This is a genomic window from Alistipes sp. CHKCI003, from assembly GCF_900021155.1.
Taxonomy (GTDB): Bacteria; Bacteroidota; Bacteroidia; order Bacteroidales; family Rikenellaceae; genus Alistipes; species Alistipes excrementavium.
This window is the reverse complement of record NZ_FCNT01000059.1, coordinates 1-15,258: the sequence shown is the minus strand read 5'-3', so window position 1 is coordinate 15,258 and position 15,258 is coordinate 1. Positions and strand designations below refer to the sequence as shown.

The 15,258-nt window shown below is 61.6% G+C and carries 11 protein-coding genes; 2 read left to right on the top strand and 9 right to left on the bottom strand.

What is annotated here, in order from left to right; translation table 11 throughout:
• Window positions 1–40: 40 nt before the first annotated feature.
• A complete protein-coding gene (locus tag BN3659_RS07670; RefSeq protein ID WP_091535907.1) occupies window positions 41–2,452 on the top strand; it encodes a transglycosylase domain-containing protein in 2,412 nt (803 codons plus the stop codon).
• A gap of 199 nt (window positions 2,453–2,651) precedes the next feature.
• Window positions 2,652–3,647 (top strand): aspartate-semialdehyde dehydrogenase, encoded by a 996-nt coding sequence (locus BN3659_RS07665; protein ID WP_091535905.1) that lies wholly within the window; start codon window positions 2,652–2,654, stop codon window positions 3,645–3,647.
• A gap of 405 nt (window positions 3,648–4,052) precedes the next feature.
• Here the strand turns inward: BN3659_RS07665 and BN3659_RS07660 are convergent, their stop codons facing one another.
• The 9 genes from BN3659_RS07660 to rfbH all read right to left on the bottom strand — a co-directional run bounded on the left by BN3659_RS07660 (window position 4,053) and on the right by rfbH (window position 15,140).
• Window positions 4,053–4,970, bottom strand: a complete 918-nt coding sequence (locus BN3659_RS07660) for a glycosyltransferase family 2 protein (RefSeq protein ID WP_091535902.1) — start codon at window positions 4,968–4,970, stop codon at window positions 4,053–4,055.
• Between the two features lie 3 nt (window positions 4,971–4,973).
• Window positions 4,974–6,773: a thiamine pyrophosphate-binding protein gene (locus BN3659_RS07655; RefSeq protein WP_091535900.1), complete on the bottom strand. Its 1,800-nt coding sequence runs from the start codon at window positions 6,771–6,773 to the stop codon at window positions 4,974–4,976.
• A gap of 7 nt (window positions 6,774–6,780) precedes the next feature.
• The gene (locus tag BN3659_RS07650) at window positions 6,781–7,851 is read right to left on the bottom strand and encodes a 3-dehydroquinate synthase family protein (RefSeq protein WP_091535897.1); all 1,071 of its coding nucleotides are present in this window, start codon (window positions 7,849–7,851) and stop codon (window positions 6,781–6,783) included.
• Window positions 7,842–8,513 carry an SDR family NAD(P)-dependent oxidoreductase gene (locus BN3659_RS07645; RefSeq protein WP_216092799.1) on the bottom strand — a complete coding sequence of 224 codons (672 nt, stop codon included), beginning with the start codon at window positions 8,511–8,513 and terminating at the stop codon, window positions 7,842–7,844. Before BN3659_RS07645 ends, BN3659_RS07650 begins: the two co-directional genes overlap by 10 nt.
• On the bottom strand, window positions 8,513–10,117 hold the full coding sequence (locus BN3659_RS07640; RefSeq protein WP_091535894.1) for an aldolase catalytic domain-containing protein: 1,605 nt from the start codon (window positions 10,115–10,117) through the stop codon (window positions 8,513–8,515). The genes BN3659_RS07645 and BN3659_RS07640 overlap by 1 nt, the downstream gene beginning before the upstream one ends.
• A gap of 12 nt (window positions 10,118–10,129) precedes the next feature.
• Entirely contained in the window at window positions 10,130–11,023 is an 894-nt protein-coding gene (locus tag BN3659_RS07635) for an NAD-dependent epimerase/dehydratase family protein (protein ID WP_091535892.1), read from the bottom strand.
• Window positions 11,013–12,164, bottom strand: coding sequence for a CDP-glucose 4,6-dehydratase (rfbG, locus tag BN3659_RS07630; protein ID WP_091536088.1), 1,152 nt, complete (start codon window positions 12,162–12,164; stop codon window positions 11,013–11,015). Before rfbG ends, BN3659_RS07635 begins: the two co-directional genes overlap by 11 nt.
• Before the next feature lie 278 nt (window positions 12,165–12,442).
• Complete coding sequence (gene rfbF / locus BN3659_RS07625) at window positions 12,443–13,225, bottom strand: glucose-1-phosphate cytidylyltransferase (protein ID WP_091535889.1); 783 nt, start codon at window positions 13,223–13,225, stop codon at window positions 12,443–12,445.
• A 568-nt stretch (window positions 13,226–13,793) separates the two neighbouring features.
• Window positions 13,794–15,140 (bottom strand): lipopolysaccharide biosynthesis protein RfbH, encoded by a 1,347-nt coding sequence (rfbH, locus tag BN3659_RS07620; RefSeq protein WP_091535885.1) that lies wholly within the window; start codon window positions 15,138–15,140, stop codon window positions 13,794–13,796.
• Window positions 15,141–15,258: the final 118 nt, after the last annotated feature.

Below are 15,258 nucleotides of genomic sequence, written 5' to 3'. Positions count from 1 at the left end.
GGTCCCGATTATTTCGTAATTTTGTACCAAATTCCGGTTTATGACATCTGAGAAAAAAACGCGAATATCCTCACGAACCGTCAAATGGCTGTGGATCGCTGCGATGACGCCCTGCGCGTTGCTGCTGGCGATGCTGCTGCTCACGGCCTGCGGCCTGTTCGGTCGCCTGCCGTCGTTCGAAGAGCTGGAGAACCCGAAAAGCAACCTTGCGACGGAGATCTACTCCGCAGACGGCAAGGTGATCGGCACCTTCTTCGTGCAGAACCGCTCCTATGTGCAGTACGAAGAGCTCTTCCCCGAGGATTCGACGCTCCGCATCCGGCTCGGCGGCCACGAGGTGCCGCCCATCGTCGCGGCGCTCATCGCCACGGAGGACGTGCGGTTCCGCAGCCATGCGGGGGTCGACATCCCGTCGCTCGTGCGGGTGGGAGTGAAGACCATCGCGCTGCGCAACTCATCGCAGGGCGGCGGCTCGACCATCACGCAGCAGCTCGCCAAGAACCTCTTTCCGCGCGATACGGTGAGCCGCGGCCGGAACGGCCGCACGATGAAACTCGTGCTCTCGAAGTTCAAGGAGTGGATCACGGCCCTCAAGCTCGAATACAACTACACGAAGGAGGAGATCGCGGCCATGTACCTCAATACGGTGGAGTACGGGTCGAACGCCTACGGCATCAGGTCGGCGGCCCACACCTTTTTCAACAAGGAGCCGCACGAACTGAACGTGCAGGAGGCCGCGGTGCTGGTCGGCGTGGTGAACGCTCCGACGCGCTATTCGCCCGTGCGGAATCCCGACAATGCGCTGGCGCGCCGCAATCTGGTGCTGGCGCGCATGGAGGCCGCAGGGGCTCTGACGGAACACGAGCGGGATTCGATCGGCGCACTGCCGATCGTGCTGAACTACAAACCCGTGTCGCACAACGAGGGTACGGCCACCTACTTCCGCGAGATGCTGCGGCTCGTGATGAATGCCGAGAAGCCCCGCCGCAATCAGTTCTACACCGAGTGGGACTACGAAGAGGCCGTGCGGCTCTACGAGGAGAATCCGCTCTACGGCTGGTGCCGCAAGAACCGCAAGGCCGACGGCACGCCCTACAACATCTACCGCGACGGTCTGAAGATCTACACCACGATCGACTCGCGCATGCAGACCTACGCCGAACAGGCCGTGCAGCGGCAGCTGGAGAAGGTGATCCAGCCGGCGATGGATGCGCAGTACCGCCGCACGAAGGTGCTGTTCCTCGACACGGACAAGGCCGAACGCGAGAAGATCGTGCGGCGTGCGATCGTCGGGTCGGACCGCTATCGCGAGATGAAGAAGGCGGGCGCGAGCCGTGCGGAGATCGAGGCTTCGTTCGACCGGCCCGTAGCGATGAAGGTCTTCACCTACCGGGGCGACCGCGATACGGTGATGACCCCGCGCGACTCGATCCTCCACCACAAGCGGATCATGCGTGCGGCGTTCGTGGCGATGGATCCCCGTTCGGGCCATGTGAAAGCCTATGTCGGCGGTCCCAACTTCCGCTATTTCAAGTACGACATGGCCAAGCAGGGCAAGCGGCAGATCGGCTCGACGATCAAACCCTTCGTCTACACCTTCGCCATCGATCATCTGGGCATGACGCCCTGTACGCTCGTGCCGAATCTGCCCGTTACGATCGAGACGGCCAACGGCACGGCATGGTCGCCCAAGGAGGCGGGCCGTGTGGAGTACGACGGAGCGCTGCATCCGCTGAGCTGGGGCCTTGCCCGAAGCCGCAACAACTACTCGGCGTGGATCATGAAGCAGGCCAAGCAGCCGGCAGCGGTCGCCGACTTCATTCACAACATGGGTATCCGCAGTTTCATCGACCCCGTACCGGCGTTGTGCGTGGGTTCGTCGGAGTCGAATGTCTTCGAGCTGGTCAGCGCCTTCTCGACCTTCGCCAACGAAGGCGTGTACAACGAACCGATCTTCGTTACACGCATCGAGGACCGGCAGGGCAACGTGCTGGCGACCTTCATTCCGCAGTCGCAGGACGCCATCAGCGAACAGACGGCCTACACCATGCTCACCATGCTCGAAGGGGTCGTGAGCGGCGGCACGGCCGGCCGGCTGAAGTGGGGCTACAAACTCGACGGCGTGGAGATCGGCGGCAAGACGGGTACATCGAACAAGAACCGCGACGCATGGTTCGTGGCGGTCGCTCCGAAGCTGGTGATGGGATCGTGGGTCGGAGGCGAAGATCAGTCGGTGCACCTGCTCTCGCGCGGCGAGGGCAGCGTGGTGGCGCTGCCGATCGTCGGCGATTTCCTGTCGAAGGTCTACGACGACGGACGGCTGGGCGTCGGCAGGACGGACCGTTTCGTGCGGCCGGCCGAAATGCCCCGCTACGATTGCGACGATCCCGATGCAATGGAGGAACGGGCGTTCGAACTGGGAATCGACGAGGACGACGCCTTTTTCGATTGACGAACGCTGTTGCGCGGCGGCGGGCCGGTGCCGAGCCTCTTCCGGCAAGAGCAGCGCCGGCACAGCCGGAGAGAGGCGATCGGCAATCACGCACGGGCGGAAGAGGTCTGTGCCGTGCAGCCGGAGGTGCGGGTCGCAGGCGCGGGTCATGGACGGAGAACGGAGATCGACGAGAACTTTATAATAAATTGTCAGGAGGATGAAAATAGCCATCGTGGGCGCCAGCGGCGCCGTGGGTCAGGAATTTCTGAGGATTCTGGAGGAGCGGCCGCTGCCGTTCGACGAGTTGCTGCTTTTCGGTTCGGAGCGCAGCGCCGGACGGAAATATGCGTTTCGCGGCCGGGAGATCGCCGTACGGCGGTTGCAACATAACGACGATTTCGCCGGAGTCGACTTCGCGCTCGTGTCGGCCGGCGCGGGTACGTCGCGCGAGTTCGCGGAGACGATCACGCGGCACGGGACGGTGATGATCGACAATTCGAGCGCTTTCCGCATGGATGCGGACGTGCCTCTGGTCGTACCGGAGGTGAATGCCGCCGATGCGAAGCGGGCGCCGCGGCGGATCATCGCCAACCCCAACTGCACCACGATTCAGATGGTCGTGGCGCTCCGCGCGATCGAAGAGCTGTCGCACGTCCGTCGCGTGCGTGTGGCCACGTATCAGTCGGCCAGCGGTGCCGGCGCTTCGGGCATGGCCGAGCTGGAGACGCAGCACCGCGAGCTGGCGGGCGGAGCGGAGCCTACGGTCGGGAAGTTCGCCTATCAGCTCGCCTACAATCTGATCCCGCATATCGACGTCTTCATGGACAACGACTATACGAAGGAGGAGATGAAGATGTACCACGAGACGCGCAAGATCATGCACTCCGACGTCGAAGTGTCGGCTACCTGCGTGCGGGTACCCGTGATGCGCGCCCATTCCGAGAGCATCTGGGCCGAGACGGAGCGTCCGCTCGCGGTGGAGGAGGTGCGCGAGGCGTTCGCCCGGGCCGAGGGGGTCGTGCTGATGGACGAGCCGGCGCGTAAGGTCTACCCCATGCCGCTCTATCTCACGGGGAAAGATCCCGTTTATGTGGGACGGATCCGCCGGGATCTGGCCTGTCCGAACGGCATTGCGTTCTGGTGCGTGAGCGACCAGATCCGCAAAGGGGCGGCGCTCAATGCCGTGCAGATCATGGAGTCGCTGCTCAAGTAGCGGCCGGACGGGTGGCGGCCGCTCGTGTAAGAGGCCGTCCGACAGGTCTTTCATCTTTTTCTTGGAAAGGGGCGGAAATCTGCCAAAGGGTACGGAACGAATGAAACGAGGCTGTCTACGAATTGTTGGACGGCCTCGTTCCCGTTGCGGAAGTACGTCGGCGATCGCACGGTCCATTTCGTCCGGACGGCACAATCCCGATCACGGACCGCTCCCGATGAAGGGAACACCCGGCAGCGTGCGCCATGCGTCCGCAAACCGACGAACAGGCGGCGAAACCGTCGTAACGGCCGATCCCGATCTGCGGGGCGGCGGCACTCAGGCGGATTGTCCGTCCGTTCGGGGAAAGGTCCTTTTTCCGTCGTTTCCGCAGATGAACGCTCCCCGTCTTCCGCACGAGACGCATCAACGGCATCCGCGCAGCAGGTAGTGAAGACTTTTGTAGAAGGTTATCAGGTAGAAATAGGGTTGACGGCCATAGTGTTCCAGCACGATCCGCCATGCTCCGCGATTGTCGAAGCGGGTGATGTGCTTCGAGCGGAAAAGCAGCCACACCACACGCCGCGCCACGAAGCGGCGGAACAAGCGCGACTTGGCTTTGCGGTACTGCGCCCGCGACACGACACCCCGGCGGAGACACTCCTCCACGATCGTCAGATAATTGGCCACGAAGACCCGGAAGACGTTGTAGCCCCCCTTCGCAGCTCCGGTCCCCGCCGCGACCGTGCAGTAGTGTCCGAAACAGATTTTGGCGGGGGGGGGTCCCGCCTCGGCGATCCGGATGCTCCACACGACCTGCAACAGTTGCAACGCGGCGCCGCTCCGGTCGTCCGTTACCCCCGCATCGCGCCGCCAGCAACCGAAGTTGGCGATCCACGTCGCCCGCACCGATGCTTCGCAGATGAAGCTCCCCACGTCGGGACAAACCACCGTCTCGGGCTGCCGGTTGCGGTTCCATTCATAGAGAAAGAGCGGTCCGCGCGTGGCGAGATGACGCCCCACGGTGTCGAGCATGAGTTTCAGGCCGCCCGGCACGAAACGCACCGTGTCGTTCATCAGCTTAAGGTATTCGCCCCGCCCGTGTTGCAACGCCTGCGAGAAATTGGCATCGCGGATATTCTCCGCATTCCGGAAATAGCGCACCTGCGGATAGCGGGCCGCCACCTCGGGCGTCCGGTCTTCCGAACAGTTGTCGCACACCACGACCTCGATCTTCCGGGGATCGAAATCGGGGTCGTCGAAGAGCGCACGCAGCGTCCGATCGAGCACCTCGGCCCGGTTATAGGTCGGGATGCAGAGCGACAGCCAAGGTCTTTCCTCCATCGCCTACTCCTTCCAACGGTTTTCCTCGTACTCCGCACGGTCGAGGAAGGGAAACATATCGTCGATCGGCGGCGAGACGATGCGTCCGTCGGGCAGTACGCGCGACGAGAGTTTCGGCGCGAAGTTCTGCGCAGGATCGACCACCACCTCGCAGAAGACGGGTCCCTCCTGCTCCATGAAGCGGAGCATCGGTCCGATCTGCGCAGCGGTCGTTACCCGCATGAACGGAATCCCGTAGGCGCCGGCGATCCGCCCGGCATCGGGAAAACTCAATCCGTTGCCGTCGCACACGCCGACCAGAGGCGACCCGAACAGATTGGTCTGGGTCTGACGGATGGAGTGGTAGCCATTGTTGTTCAGATATATAATCTTGATATTCAACCTATTGTAGACAACAGTCTGCAACTCCTGCAAATTCATCTGGAAACTGCCGTCGCCGTCGATACACACCACACGCCGCCCGCCCTGCGCCACGCAGGCACCTATCGCGGCGGGAAATCCGTAGCCCATCGCCGCACAGCCCGAATTGGCATAGAGGCGCGTATACCGCTTGACGACCGCCGCCTGAAACGTTACGACACAAGCGCTGCCGTTGCCGCAGACCACCGTCTCGTCCTCGCGCCACCCTTTCGAAAATTCGCGGACGAAGACATAAGGGTTCAGCCCGTCGGGATCGTCGTAGTATGCGGGCAGAACGGCCGGATAACGAGCATCGGTCTTTCGCGCCCACGCGAGCCACGCTTCGTGCGCGGGCGTCTGCACCGACTCCGGACCGCACGCCCGAAGGCCGGCGATCGCATCCCGCAGATCGGCCCAGACGGGCAGATCGACCCGCAGGGTCGGTTTATAGAGCTCGTTGCGGTCGATGTCCACGACGATCTTGTAGGCATCGGGTGCGAAATCCTTGTAATTGTAGCTGATCTGACGGATGTTGAGCCGCGAGCCGAGCACCAAGAGACAATCGGCGTTCTGCACGACGAAGTTGCCGCCGCGCGTGCCGATCGTTCCGGGACGGCCGCAGTAGAGCGGATGGTCGTCCCACAGCAAATCGTGGGCGTTCCACGCCGTTACCACGGGAATCCGCAGCGCCTCGGCCAGTTGCACGAACTCCTCCTGCGCCCCGGCGAGCCGCACGCCGCTGCCCACGAAAAGCACGGGCCTTTTCGCTTGGCGGATCCGGTCGAGAATCGGCCGGGACAACGCCCCGTCATAATGCGGCACCTCGGCGTCGCGCACCTCGCGCTCGTCGAAGCGGCGCAGCGCTTCGGTCTCGATCGTCGCGGCCTGCACGTCGAGCGGCACATCGAGCCACACGGGACCTCCGCGCCCGTTGCGGCACAAGTACCACGCTTTCTCCAGCTGATAGGCGATCTCGGCGGGGTCCCACACCATTGCAGCGTATTTGGTCATCGGACGCACGCACGATACGATATCGAACTCCTGATCGCCGAGCTGCCGCAGCGGCAGCGACGTCGAACGGATCGTCGTTTCGCGCTTCACCTGTCCCGAGACGACGAACATCGGGACCGAATCGAGCCAGCCGCCCAGCACACCCGTGAGGGCGTTCGTGCCGCCCGGACCGCTCGTAACGCATACGGCCGCAACGCGGCCCGTCAAGCGCGCGTAGCTTTCGGCGGCGATGGCCGACGCCTGTTCGTGGTGGTTGTAGACGCAATGCAGCCGTTCGTGATGGCCGAAAGCGTCGTTCAGGTGCATCGCACCCCCGCCCGTTACCGTGAACACATGCTCCACGCCCCGTTCGGCGAGGAAATCGGCGATGTATTTTGCCAGTTTGATCTTCATATCCGCATCATATTTCGAGTATCCGTCTCATTTCATCCATGCCGGCGAAGAGCTCCTCGGGGGTCATGTCCGTGAGTTTGTGCATCTCGTACTCGTCGTCGGCGACGATCAGGGGCAGGCCATCTCCGACGCGCTTCTTGTCCATCTTCATGGCGGCGAGAATCCGCCCGCGGTCGAAATACTCCGCCTTCACCGGACAACGCAGGCAGGGCAGCAGCAGATGCTCCGCATTCCGCCGCACGCGCTCTGCAGACCGCAGACCGCGCCGCACGGCAACGAGTTCCGCGAAGAGGATGCCCGCGACGACCGCGATGCCGTGCGGCACGGCGTAATCCGCCGCGCTTTCGAGCGCATGGCCGAAGCAGTGTCCGTAGTTGAGCAGGTTGCGGCGCCCCGTGTCGAACTCGTCGTCCTTAATATAGGAGTATTTGATTTCGAGCGCCCGATGCACCAATTCCGGCAGACGGCTGCGGTCGCCTGCGCCGATGCGGGCGATCTCGTCCGCGATCCCCTCGGCCGTCGCGCGCCCGCCCATGAGGTGCAGTTTGACGATTTCGCCGATCCCGCTGTAGAAATCGGTCTCCGATAGCGTCCCGACGAACCGGCTGTCGATCCAGACCTCCGACGGGGGATAGAACGTCCCGATCAGGTTCTTGAAGTGCCGGTGGTTGAGCGACGTCTTGCTGCCCATGCAGCTGTCCGACTGCGCCAGAAGCGTCGTCGGCACGAACACCCACCCGACACCGCGGTAGAGCACCGAGGCAAGGAATCCCGTAACGTCCTGCACGATTCCGCCCCCGAACGAAACGATCGTCAGATTCTTCTTGGCGGACAGAGCCATCACGCGGTCGCACAGCGCGAGTACACCCCCGATGTTCTTGTTCGCCTCCACCGCATCGAAGCGAACGATCTCCTCGTCCGCGAACCAACGGTCGAACAGGGGTTTATAGAGCCTGTATACATTGGCGTCGGCGATCACCACGCGCGGCGCGCAGGCGGCCAAGCGCTCGAAATAGGCGTCGTCCTCCGCGAAAATCAGCCGATAGTCGCGGATCTTCGATTCGATCTCTATCTGCATGTGTATCCTCCGTCGATTACAAGTGTTTGTCCCGTAATATACGTGTTCCGCTCCGAAGCGAGGAACCCGATCAGCTCGGCGATCTCCTCCGGAGCGGCCAACCGTGCCAGCGGAATGGTCTCCGCAAGAGCAGCGATCTGTTCGGGCGTGTTGTTCCGCCGCGTGAGTTCGGTGTCGACGAACCCGGGCGCCACGGCATTGACCAGAATGTTGCGGGGCGCCAGTTCGAGCGCCAACGTCTGCGTAACGCCTCGGACGGCCGCCTTGGCCGCCGTGTAGCCGCAGCGCCCCTCTTTCGACACGAAGGCCCAGATCGAACTGAGGTTGACGATGCGCCCCGTGCGGCTCCCGCCGATCCGGCCGCCCAGCGCTCGGACGATCTGAAGCGGCGCCTTGAGGTTCACCTGAAGCATCTCGTCCAACACCCCGTCTCCGAGTGCGTCGAGCGGGGCGATGGTGTTGATTCCGGCATTGTTGACAAGTACGTCGACCCGTTCCGCGCTGCGGCACCATGCGGCGATGGATGCGGGGTCCGCGAGATCCATCTCGCTCCGCGCAGGCGTCAACACGTCGTAGCCGGCACGCCGGAACCACTCCGCCGCGGCCCGTCCGATGCCGCGGCTCGCGCCCGTTATGAGCGCCGTTTTTCGATTCGTATCCATCATTTGTCGTAAACGGTCGTCGTGATGAAGTCCACCGGCACCCGCTCGCGGAACTGCGGCAGCATCCGGTTTACATATGCGTTGATCTCGGACCCTTTGCGCCGGGCCGATTCGTATTCCAGCTCCGAAGAGTAGTAGTCGGTGGCCCGATCGGCCGAATAGCCGTCGAGCGCTGCGAGCGCCACATGCCGCACTCCGGCACGCACGAGCACCTTCAGCAGCATGATGAACGAATTGTCCATGAAGACGGCGTCGCGGTCGATGAGCTTCTCGAAGTCGAGCCGGAAGTCGAACCCGCCGCACGAACGGGTAACGTTCGACGTGGCGACGATCCGTATCCCGTCCGCCGCATGGGCGATCCGCGTCGCCTGCTGCACATAGCGCTTCGAGTTGGTCAGAAAAAGATAGTCCGTGGCGATTCCCTCGGGGATGAAGTTGATCGCCACCACCACGGGCCGCGCGCGTCGGATATACTCCTCGATCCGTTCGCGCTCGGTATTGAGCGTCGCCCCGGGGCCGACGACGAGCACGTCGCGGTCGCCGAGCAGCTCCTCAAGCCGCGCATAGTCCTCCGCATCGTCGCACGCATGCTTCTGGTAATCGACGTAGAGCTGTTCGATATACTCCTTGTCGTAGAGCAGTTTTTTCTCGTCCGCGAGCATCTTGAGGATCTCGTCGACCGCCTTCACCGACAGGGTCTTCTTGTCGAGCAGGTAGGAGACGTAGTTGGGGTGGCAGTCGTTCGAGGCGGCGATGAAGAACTTCATCGAATAGCCCCAAGGCGAACGGCGGTAGATGTCGAGGATGTTGACGTCGATGGCTTCGAGGATCTGGCTGATGTCGTAGCGCTTGCCGTAGTTTTCGTTCATATACGTCGCCAGCAGCTCCACCGGAGCGTTGCCGGCGCCCTTGCCCATGCCGAAAATCGAGCCGTCCATGAGGAGCAGCCGCGGATTGTCGCCGTGGCGGCTCATCAGTTCGATGCAGTTGGCATAGCCCAACTGGAAATTGTTGTGCGAATGGTAGCCGATCCCGATACCCGGGTCGAGGTGCTCGTTCATCATCTCGTAGTAGTGCAGCAGCGAGTTTTTGTGCAGCAGTCCGTACGTATCGACGATCGACACGGCATAGGGACGCACCTCGTTCACCAGCCCGATCAGCTCCATGAGCTCCGCATCGTCGTAGCTCGTGATCGACACGGCCTGTGTGAATACCTTGTACCCCAGCTCCTTGAGCTCACGGCAGAATTCCAGCGCTTCGCGCTTGATGTGTTTTTTGAAAATCACGCGGATACCGTCGAGGAAACTCTCCGCCGCCGGCTGTATGCGCTCCAGACCGCAGGTCCCGTAGTCGATCATTCCCACGACCTCCGTGAGGTGGCGGTTCAGGCCGCCGTAGATGCGCTCCATGCACTCGGTCGAGGGCATGATGCTGCGGTCGATGTCGAACGGACGACGCTGGTCGAGGAATCCGACCTCGATGAAGTCCACGCCGGCACCCGTTATCCGCTCGAAGACATTCACGAGCGTGTTGTGTCCGAACTTCCAGTCGTTGACATACCCGCCGTCGCGCAGCGTGCAGTCGAGCAGTTTGAAATGGTTCATATTCCTCTGTTTTTACTTGTCGGTAAGCAAAGCCCCGCGGTCGATCTGCGCGAGGTGTCCGCGGTACCATGCCGCGAGTTTCGCCACGGCCTCCCGCACGGGCGTGAAACGCAGATCGGGCATTTCGCCCCGGAGCCGCGCGTTGTCGCCCGTATATTCCATGCCGCGCCCCTCGTGCGCCACGCGGAGTGGCACCTCCGCCCCCGTGAGCTCCAGCACCGTCCCGGCCAGCGCACGCAGCGAGCAAACTTCGTCCGGCACGACGTTGTATGCCTTGAAGCGGGGTTCGTGTTCGAGCATCCACTCCAGCACGGGCATCAGGTCTTCCACCCAAAGATAGGAGAAGATCCGATCCTGCCGCAGCGTGATCGGCAGCCCGCACAGCGCCTTGCAGATCGCATTGGAGATGAATCGGATCGCATAGTCCTCGTAAGGGCCGAATATGCCGAACACCCTCAGATCGTAAATGTTGTCCGCCGCCTCGGCCGCCTTGGCGCAGACGTATTTGCAGTAGCCGTGCTCGTCGGCTGGGATTCGTTCCAGCCACTCCTCCTCGCGCATCCGCGGACGATAGGCCCGGTTGTCGTAGATGGCACCCGAACCGATCAGCAGCATCTTCCCGTATTCACGGCGGTGCCGTTCGAGGTTGAAGAACATACGTGTATTGGTATAGAAAAGATCCGAACGGTCTGCGGCATTCCGATGCCCGGGCTTGACCGCGGCATGGATCACCGCATCGACCCCGTGGCTTCGGAACCAATTGTCCACACTCCGCTCGTCCGCACAATCCAATTCGGCATGCGACGGCACGAGCAGCTCGTACCGCTCCGCCAGATAACTCTCGCGGATGTTGCGGCCGATGAAACCGCTGCCGCCCGTAACCAATATCCGTTTCCTACCTGACATCGCACCCCATATATTCACCAATCTGTTCTACACAGAGTCCGTACACCGGCTCCGTGCGATAGCGTTTGTACCAGTCGACCGTCAGGGCGATCCCCTGCGCGAGATTCGTGCGCGGTTCCCAGCCGAGCCGGAAACGGGCCTTGCCGATGTCGAGCATCAGCAGATTCGCCTCATGCACGGCATGCGGATCGGAAAGATCCTCCAGCCGGCCGCCGCCCCAATTCCGCACGACCTCGGAGGCCACCTCCCACACGGGAGCGACGCTCTCCGCCCGCGGACCGAAGTTCCACCCCTCGCAATACGCCGCAGGCTCCTCCCACATCCGCTGTGCCAGCGTCATGTAGCCTCCGAGCGGCTCCAGCACATGCTGCCACGGCCGCACCGACCGCGGACTGCGGATGCCGACGGCACGGCCCGCTTCGAGCGCACGGATGCAGTCCGGAAGGATGCGATCCGCGGCCCAATCGCCGCCGCCGATCACGTTTCCGGCCCGCACGCTCGCAATGGATTTGCCGTGTTCCCCGACTCTTTCGGGATTGAAATAGGAGCGGCGCCACGAAGCGATCGCCAACTCGGCCGCACCTTTGCTGCTCGAATAGGGGTCGTAACCTCCCATCGGTTCGTTCTCGCGGTAGCCCCAGACCTGCTCGCGGTTCTCGTAGCACTTGTCGGTCGTAATCATCACCCCCACGCGCACGCTCTCCGTCGCACGGATCGCCTCCAGCACATGAACGGTACCCATCACATTCGTCTCGTAGGTCTCCACGGGACGTTCGTAGCTGAGTCGTACGAGCGGCTGGGCAGCCAGATGGAAGACGATCTCGGGACGCCACTGCGCGAAGATGCCTGCCAGAGCCGCCCCGTCCCGTATGTCGGCCCGCAAATCGGCAGCAATGCGACGGCCGATCCCCGAAAGCACGTAATTGTCGCGTCCGGTCGCCGGATCGAGCGCCACGCCGACGACCTCGGCACCGAGTTCATGGAGCCAAATGGCGAGCCAACTCCCCTTGAATCCCGTGTGTCCCGTTACGAGCACCCGTTTCCCGCGCCAGAAGCCGCCGGACGGACCGCCCGCCGACGCTGCATCAGGTCCCGGCTTCCGCCCCTCCGTCGATCCGATTTCCGTCTGTAACCGTTTCATCTTCTTTTCCCGTTTCGCCGACAGCGACCGTGCCGCCTCCGGCCGTTCCACATCCGCCGGCATCCGTGCATCGGCCGTCCGCTTCTCCGCATACGACCGTCCCGACGTCATCTCCTGTTTTCCCGCCGGCGCCGCCCGCTTATCCGGCGACCGTTTCGCAACCGGCCGGTCCGCAGCCGCCATCCGTTCATCGTCCGGCCGTTCAGCCGCCGACCGCCTGTCCGGAGCGTTGCCTTCCGTCCGGACGTCCGCATGCGTTTCCGGCCGGATTCCGTTCGCTATTCCCATACTTTCCACGGAGCGGAACCGTTATCCCACATCGCATTCAACTCGGAATTGTCGCGCAGCATATCCATCGGCTTCCAGAATCCGCGGTGTTTGTAGGCGTGCATCCGTCCGTCCGCGGCGATCCGTTCGAGCGGCTGTTTCTCGAACACGCACGTATCGTCCCCCGCAGGCAGGTAGTCGAACACTTCGGGTTCGCAGACGAAATAACCGGCATTGATCCAGTTTCCGTCGCCGTCGGGCTTTTCCAGAAACGAGGTTACGTTGTCCGTCGCAGGATCGATCTGCAACGATCCGAATTTTCCGGCAGGTTTATAGGCCATCAGCGAGAGCAGAGCCCCCGACTTCTCGTGCGCACGGATCGTATCGGCGATGTCCACGTCCGTTACGCCATCCCCATAGGTCAGCAGGAAACGCTCGCGTCCGATGTAAGGTTCGATCCGTTTCACACGGCCGCCGGTCATCGTGTCGAGTCCCGTGTCGACCATCGTAACGCGCCACTTTTCGGAGTGGTTGTCGTGAATCTCCACCGTGTTGTCGGCCAAATCCACCGTCAGATCGCTGTTGTGGAGAAAATAGTTGGAGAAATACTCCTTGATGACATATTGCTTGTAACCGCAGCAGATGACGAAATCGTCGATCCCGTAGTGGCTGTATGTCTTCATGATGTGCCACAGGATCGGCTTGCCGCCGATTTCGACCATCGGCTTCGGAATCAGATTCGTCGCCTCGCTCAGCCGCGAGCCGAATCCGCCCGCCAGAATCACCGCTTTCATATCCTTCCTGTTTAAGCTCCAGCTTTTCGTTGTATTTCTTTCGTCCGTTTCTCGCCCCGACACAGCTCGAACGAGTTCGGCTCTGCACCCGGCTTAACGAAATGGTCGAATTTCTTCCGTTCATTTCCCCGCTCCGGTAAAACCCGAACCTGTTCGGTTCTGCCCTCGGTCAAAGGAAACGGTTCATTTCTGAATCATGTCCCTTCGGGCATCGTGTCGTCGTCAGTCTCACAACGGTATTCGTCCGTGCGCACCGTCTTTGTCCGCCGCACCGTTCCGATCCGCAAAAACCACTTTTCGGCCTGTCGTTCCAATCCATACCGGTCTTGACAGTCTGCCGCTCCCGTTCAAAACGTGCGCTGCCGATCCGCATGCCGTCCGTCTCGGTCCGTTTCCTTCCGCTCTGACGGCATTCGTTCGACCTCTGCCGAACGGCCCCGCTTCGATAAAACCGCGTACCGAGGCAAATGCATCCTCACAGCACGCCATCTTCCCGATCCGGCGGCCCGTTCATGCAGATTCTATGCCGATTACGCCGTCCTCCGATGTTCGGCCCGACCGTCTCTCGTTATTTCGCCCGCTCCGCAGCAAAGGCTCGGATCGTATCGGCCATGTAGCGAAGCATTGCGGACTGCATCCCGGGATAGACTCCGATCCACAACGTGTTGTTCATGATGTAATCCGTCTGACGCAACTCACCGACAATGCGGTAGCCCGCCCCTTCTGCCCTCATTTCGTCGAACGCCGGATGTTTCACCAGATTGCCTGCAAAGAGATTCCGGGTCTGAATCCTGCATCGCTCCAAATGCTGCGCGAGCTCGTTTCGCGTGTACCCGGCATCTTCTTTCACCGTAACGGGAAATCCGAACCAACTGGGTTTCGAATCGGGTGCCGCCTCCGGAAGAATCAGCCCCGGCGTACCGGCCAGCATCTCGCTGAGCGTACGGAAGTTGGCGCGCCGCGCTTCGACGATCGCATCGAGCTTATCGAGCTGCGCACAACCGATTGCCGCCTGCATTTCGGTCGCTTTCAGATTGTAACCGAAATGGGAGTAAACGTACTTGTGGTCGTAGCCCAGAGGCAACTCACCGTATTGTTTACTGAAACGATGTCCGCACGTATTGTCCACACCCCCGGCACACCAGCAGTCGCGGCCCCAATCGCGGAACGAATTGACAAGCCGGTGCAGCAGTGCATCGTCCGTATAGACGGCTCCGCCCTCTCCCATTGTCATGTGATGCGGCGGATAGAAACTGCTGGTTCCGATATGTCCTACGGTTCCCGTCTTGCGCCACTGTCCTCCGATGCGGTAGAGCGAACCCAATGCGTCGCAGTTATCCTCCACGAGCCACAACCCGTAACGGTCGCAAAACGCCTTGACAGCCTTCAGATCGAACGGATTGCCCAGCGTATGTGCGATCATCACGGCTTTGGTACGCGACGACCGCGCCGCTTCGAGCTGAGCGACATCTATATTGTATTGCGGAATCGTTACATCCACGAACACCGGGATCGCTCCGTACTGAATGATCGGCGTTACCGTCGTGGGAAAACCGCAAGCCACTGTAATTACTTCGTCGCCTTTCCGGATGCGCCGATTGGCCAGTTCCGGAGCAGTCAGCGCCATAAACGCCAACAAGTTGGCCGAAGAACCCGAATTGACCAGCGAACAATGCTCCACCCCAAGCCATTCGGCGAAACGCCTTTCGAAACGGTGCGCCCACGGCCCGGCCGTCAACCAGAAATCCAGCGACGCATCGACCAGATTCGCCACCTCCTCCTCGTCGAAATAACGACCGCCATATTTGACGAAACTCTTCCCTGCCACGAATTCCGGCTTCGTTCCATGCACTTCACGAGCATATTCCCGCGTAAGTGCCAAAATCCGTTGTTTCAAATCGGCCGTTCTATCCATTGCTGTTCATCTTTTCACGGTTCGCATGATTCGGTTATTCCCCACGCATCCAGCGCCTTCCGAAAACCGTTTTACAAAGGTAGAAAAAAGATCACAAAGATTCACCTCCGAGGCCCTC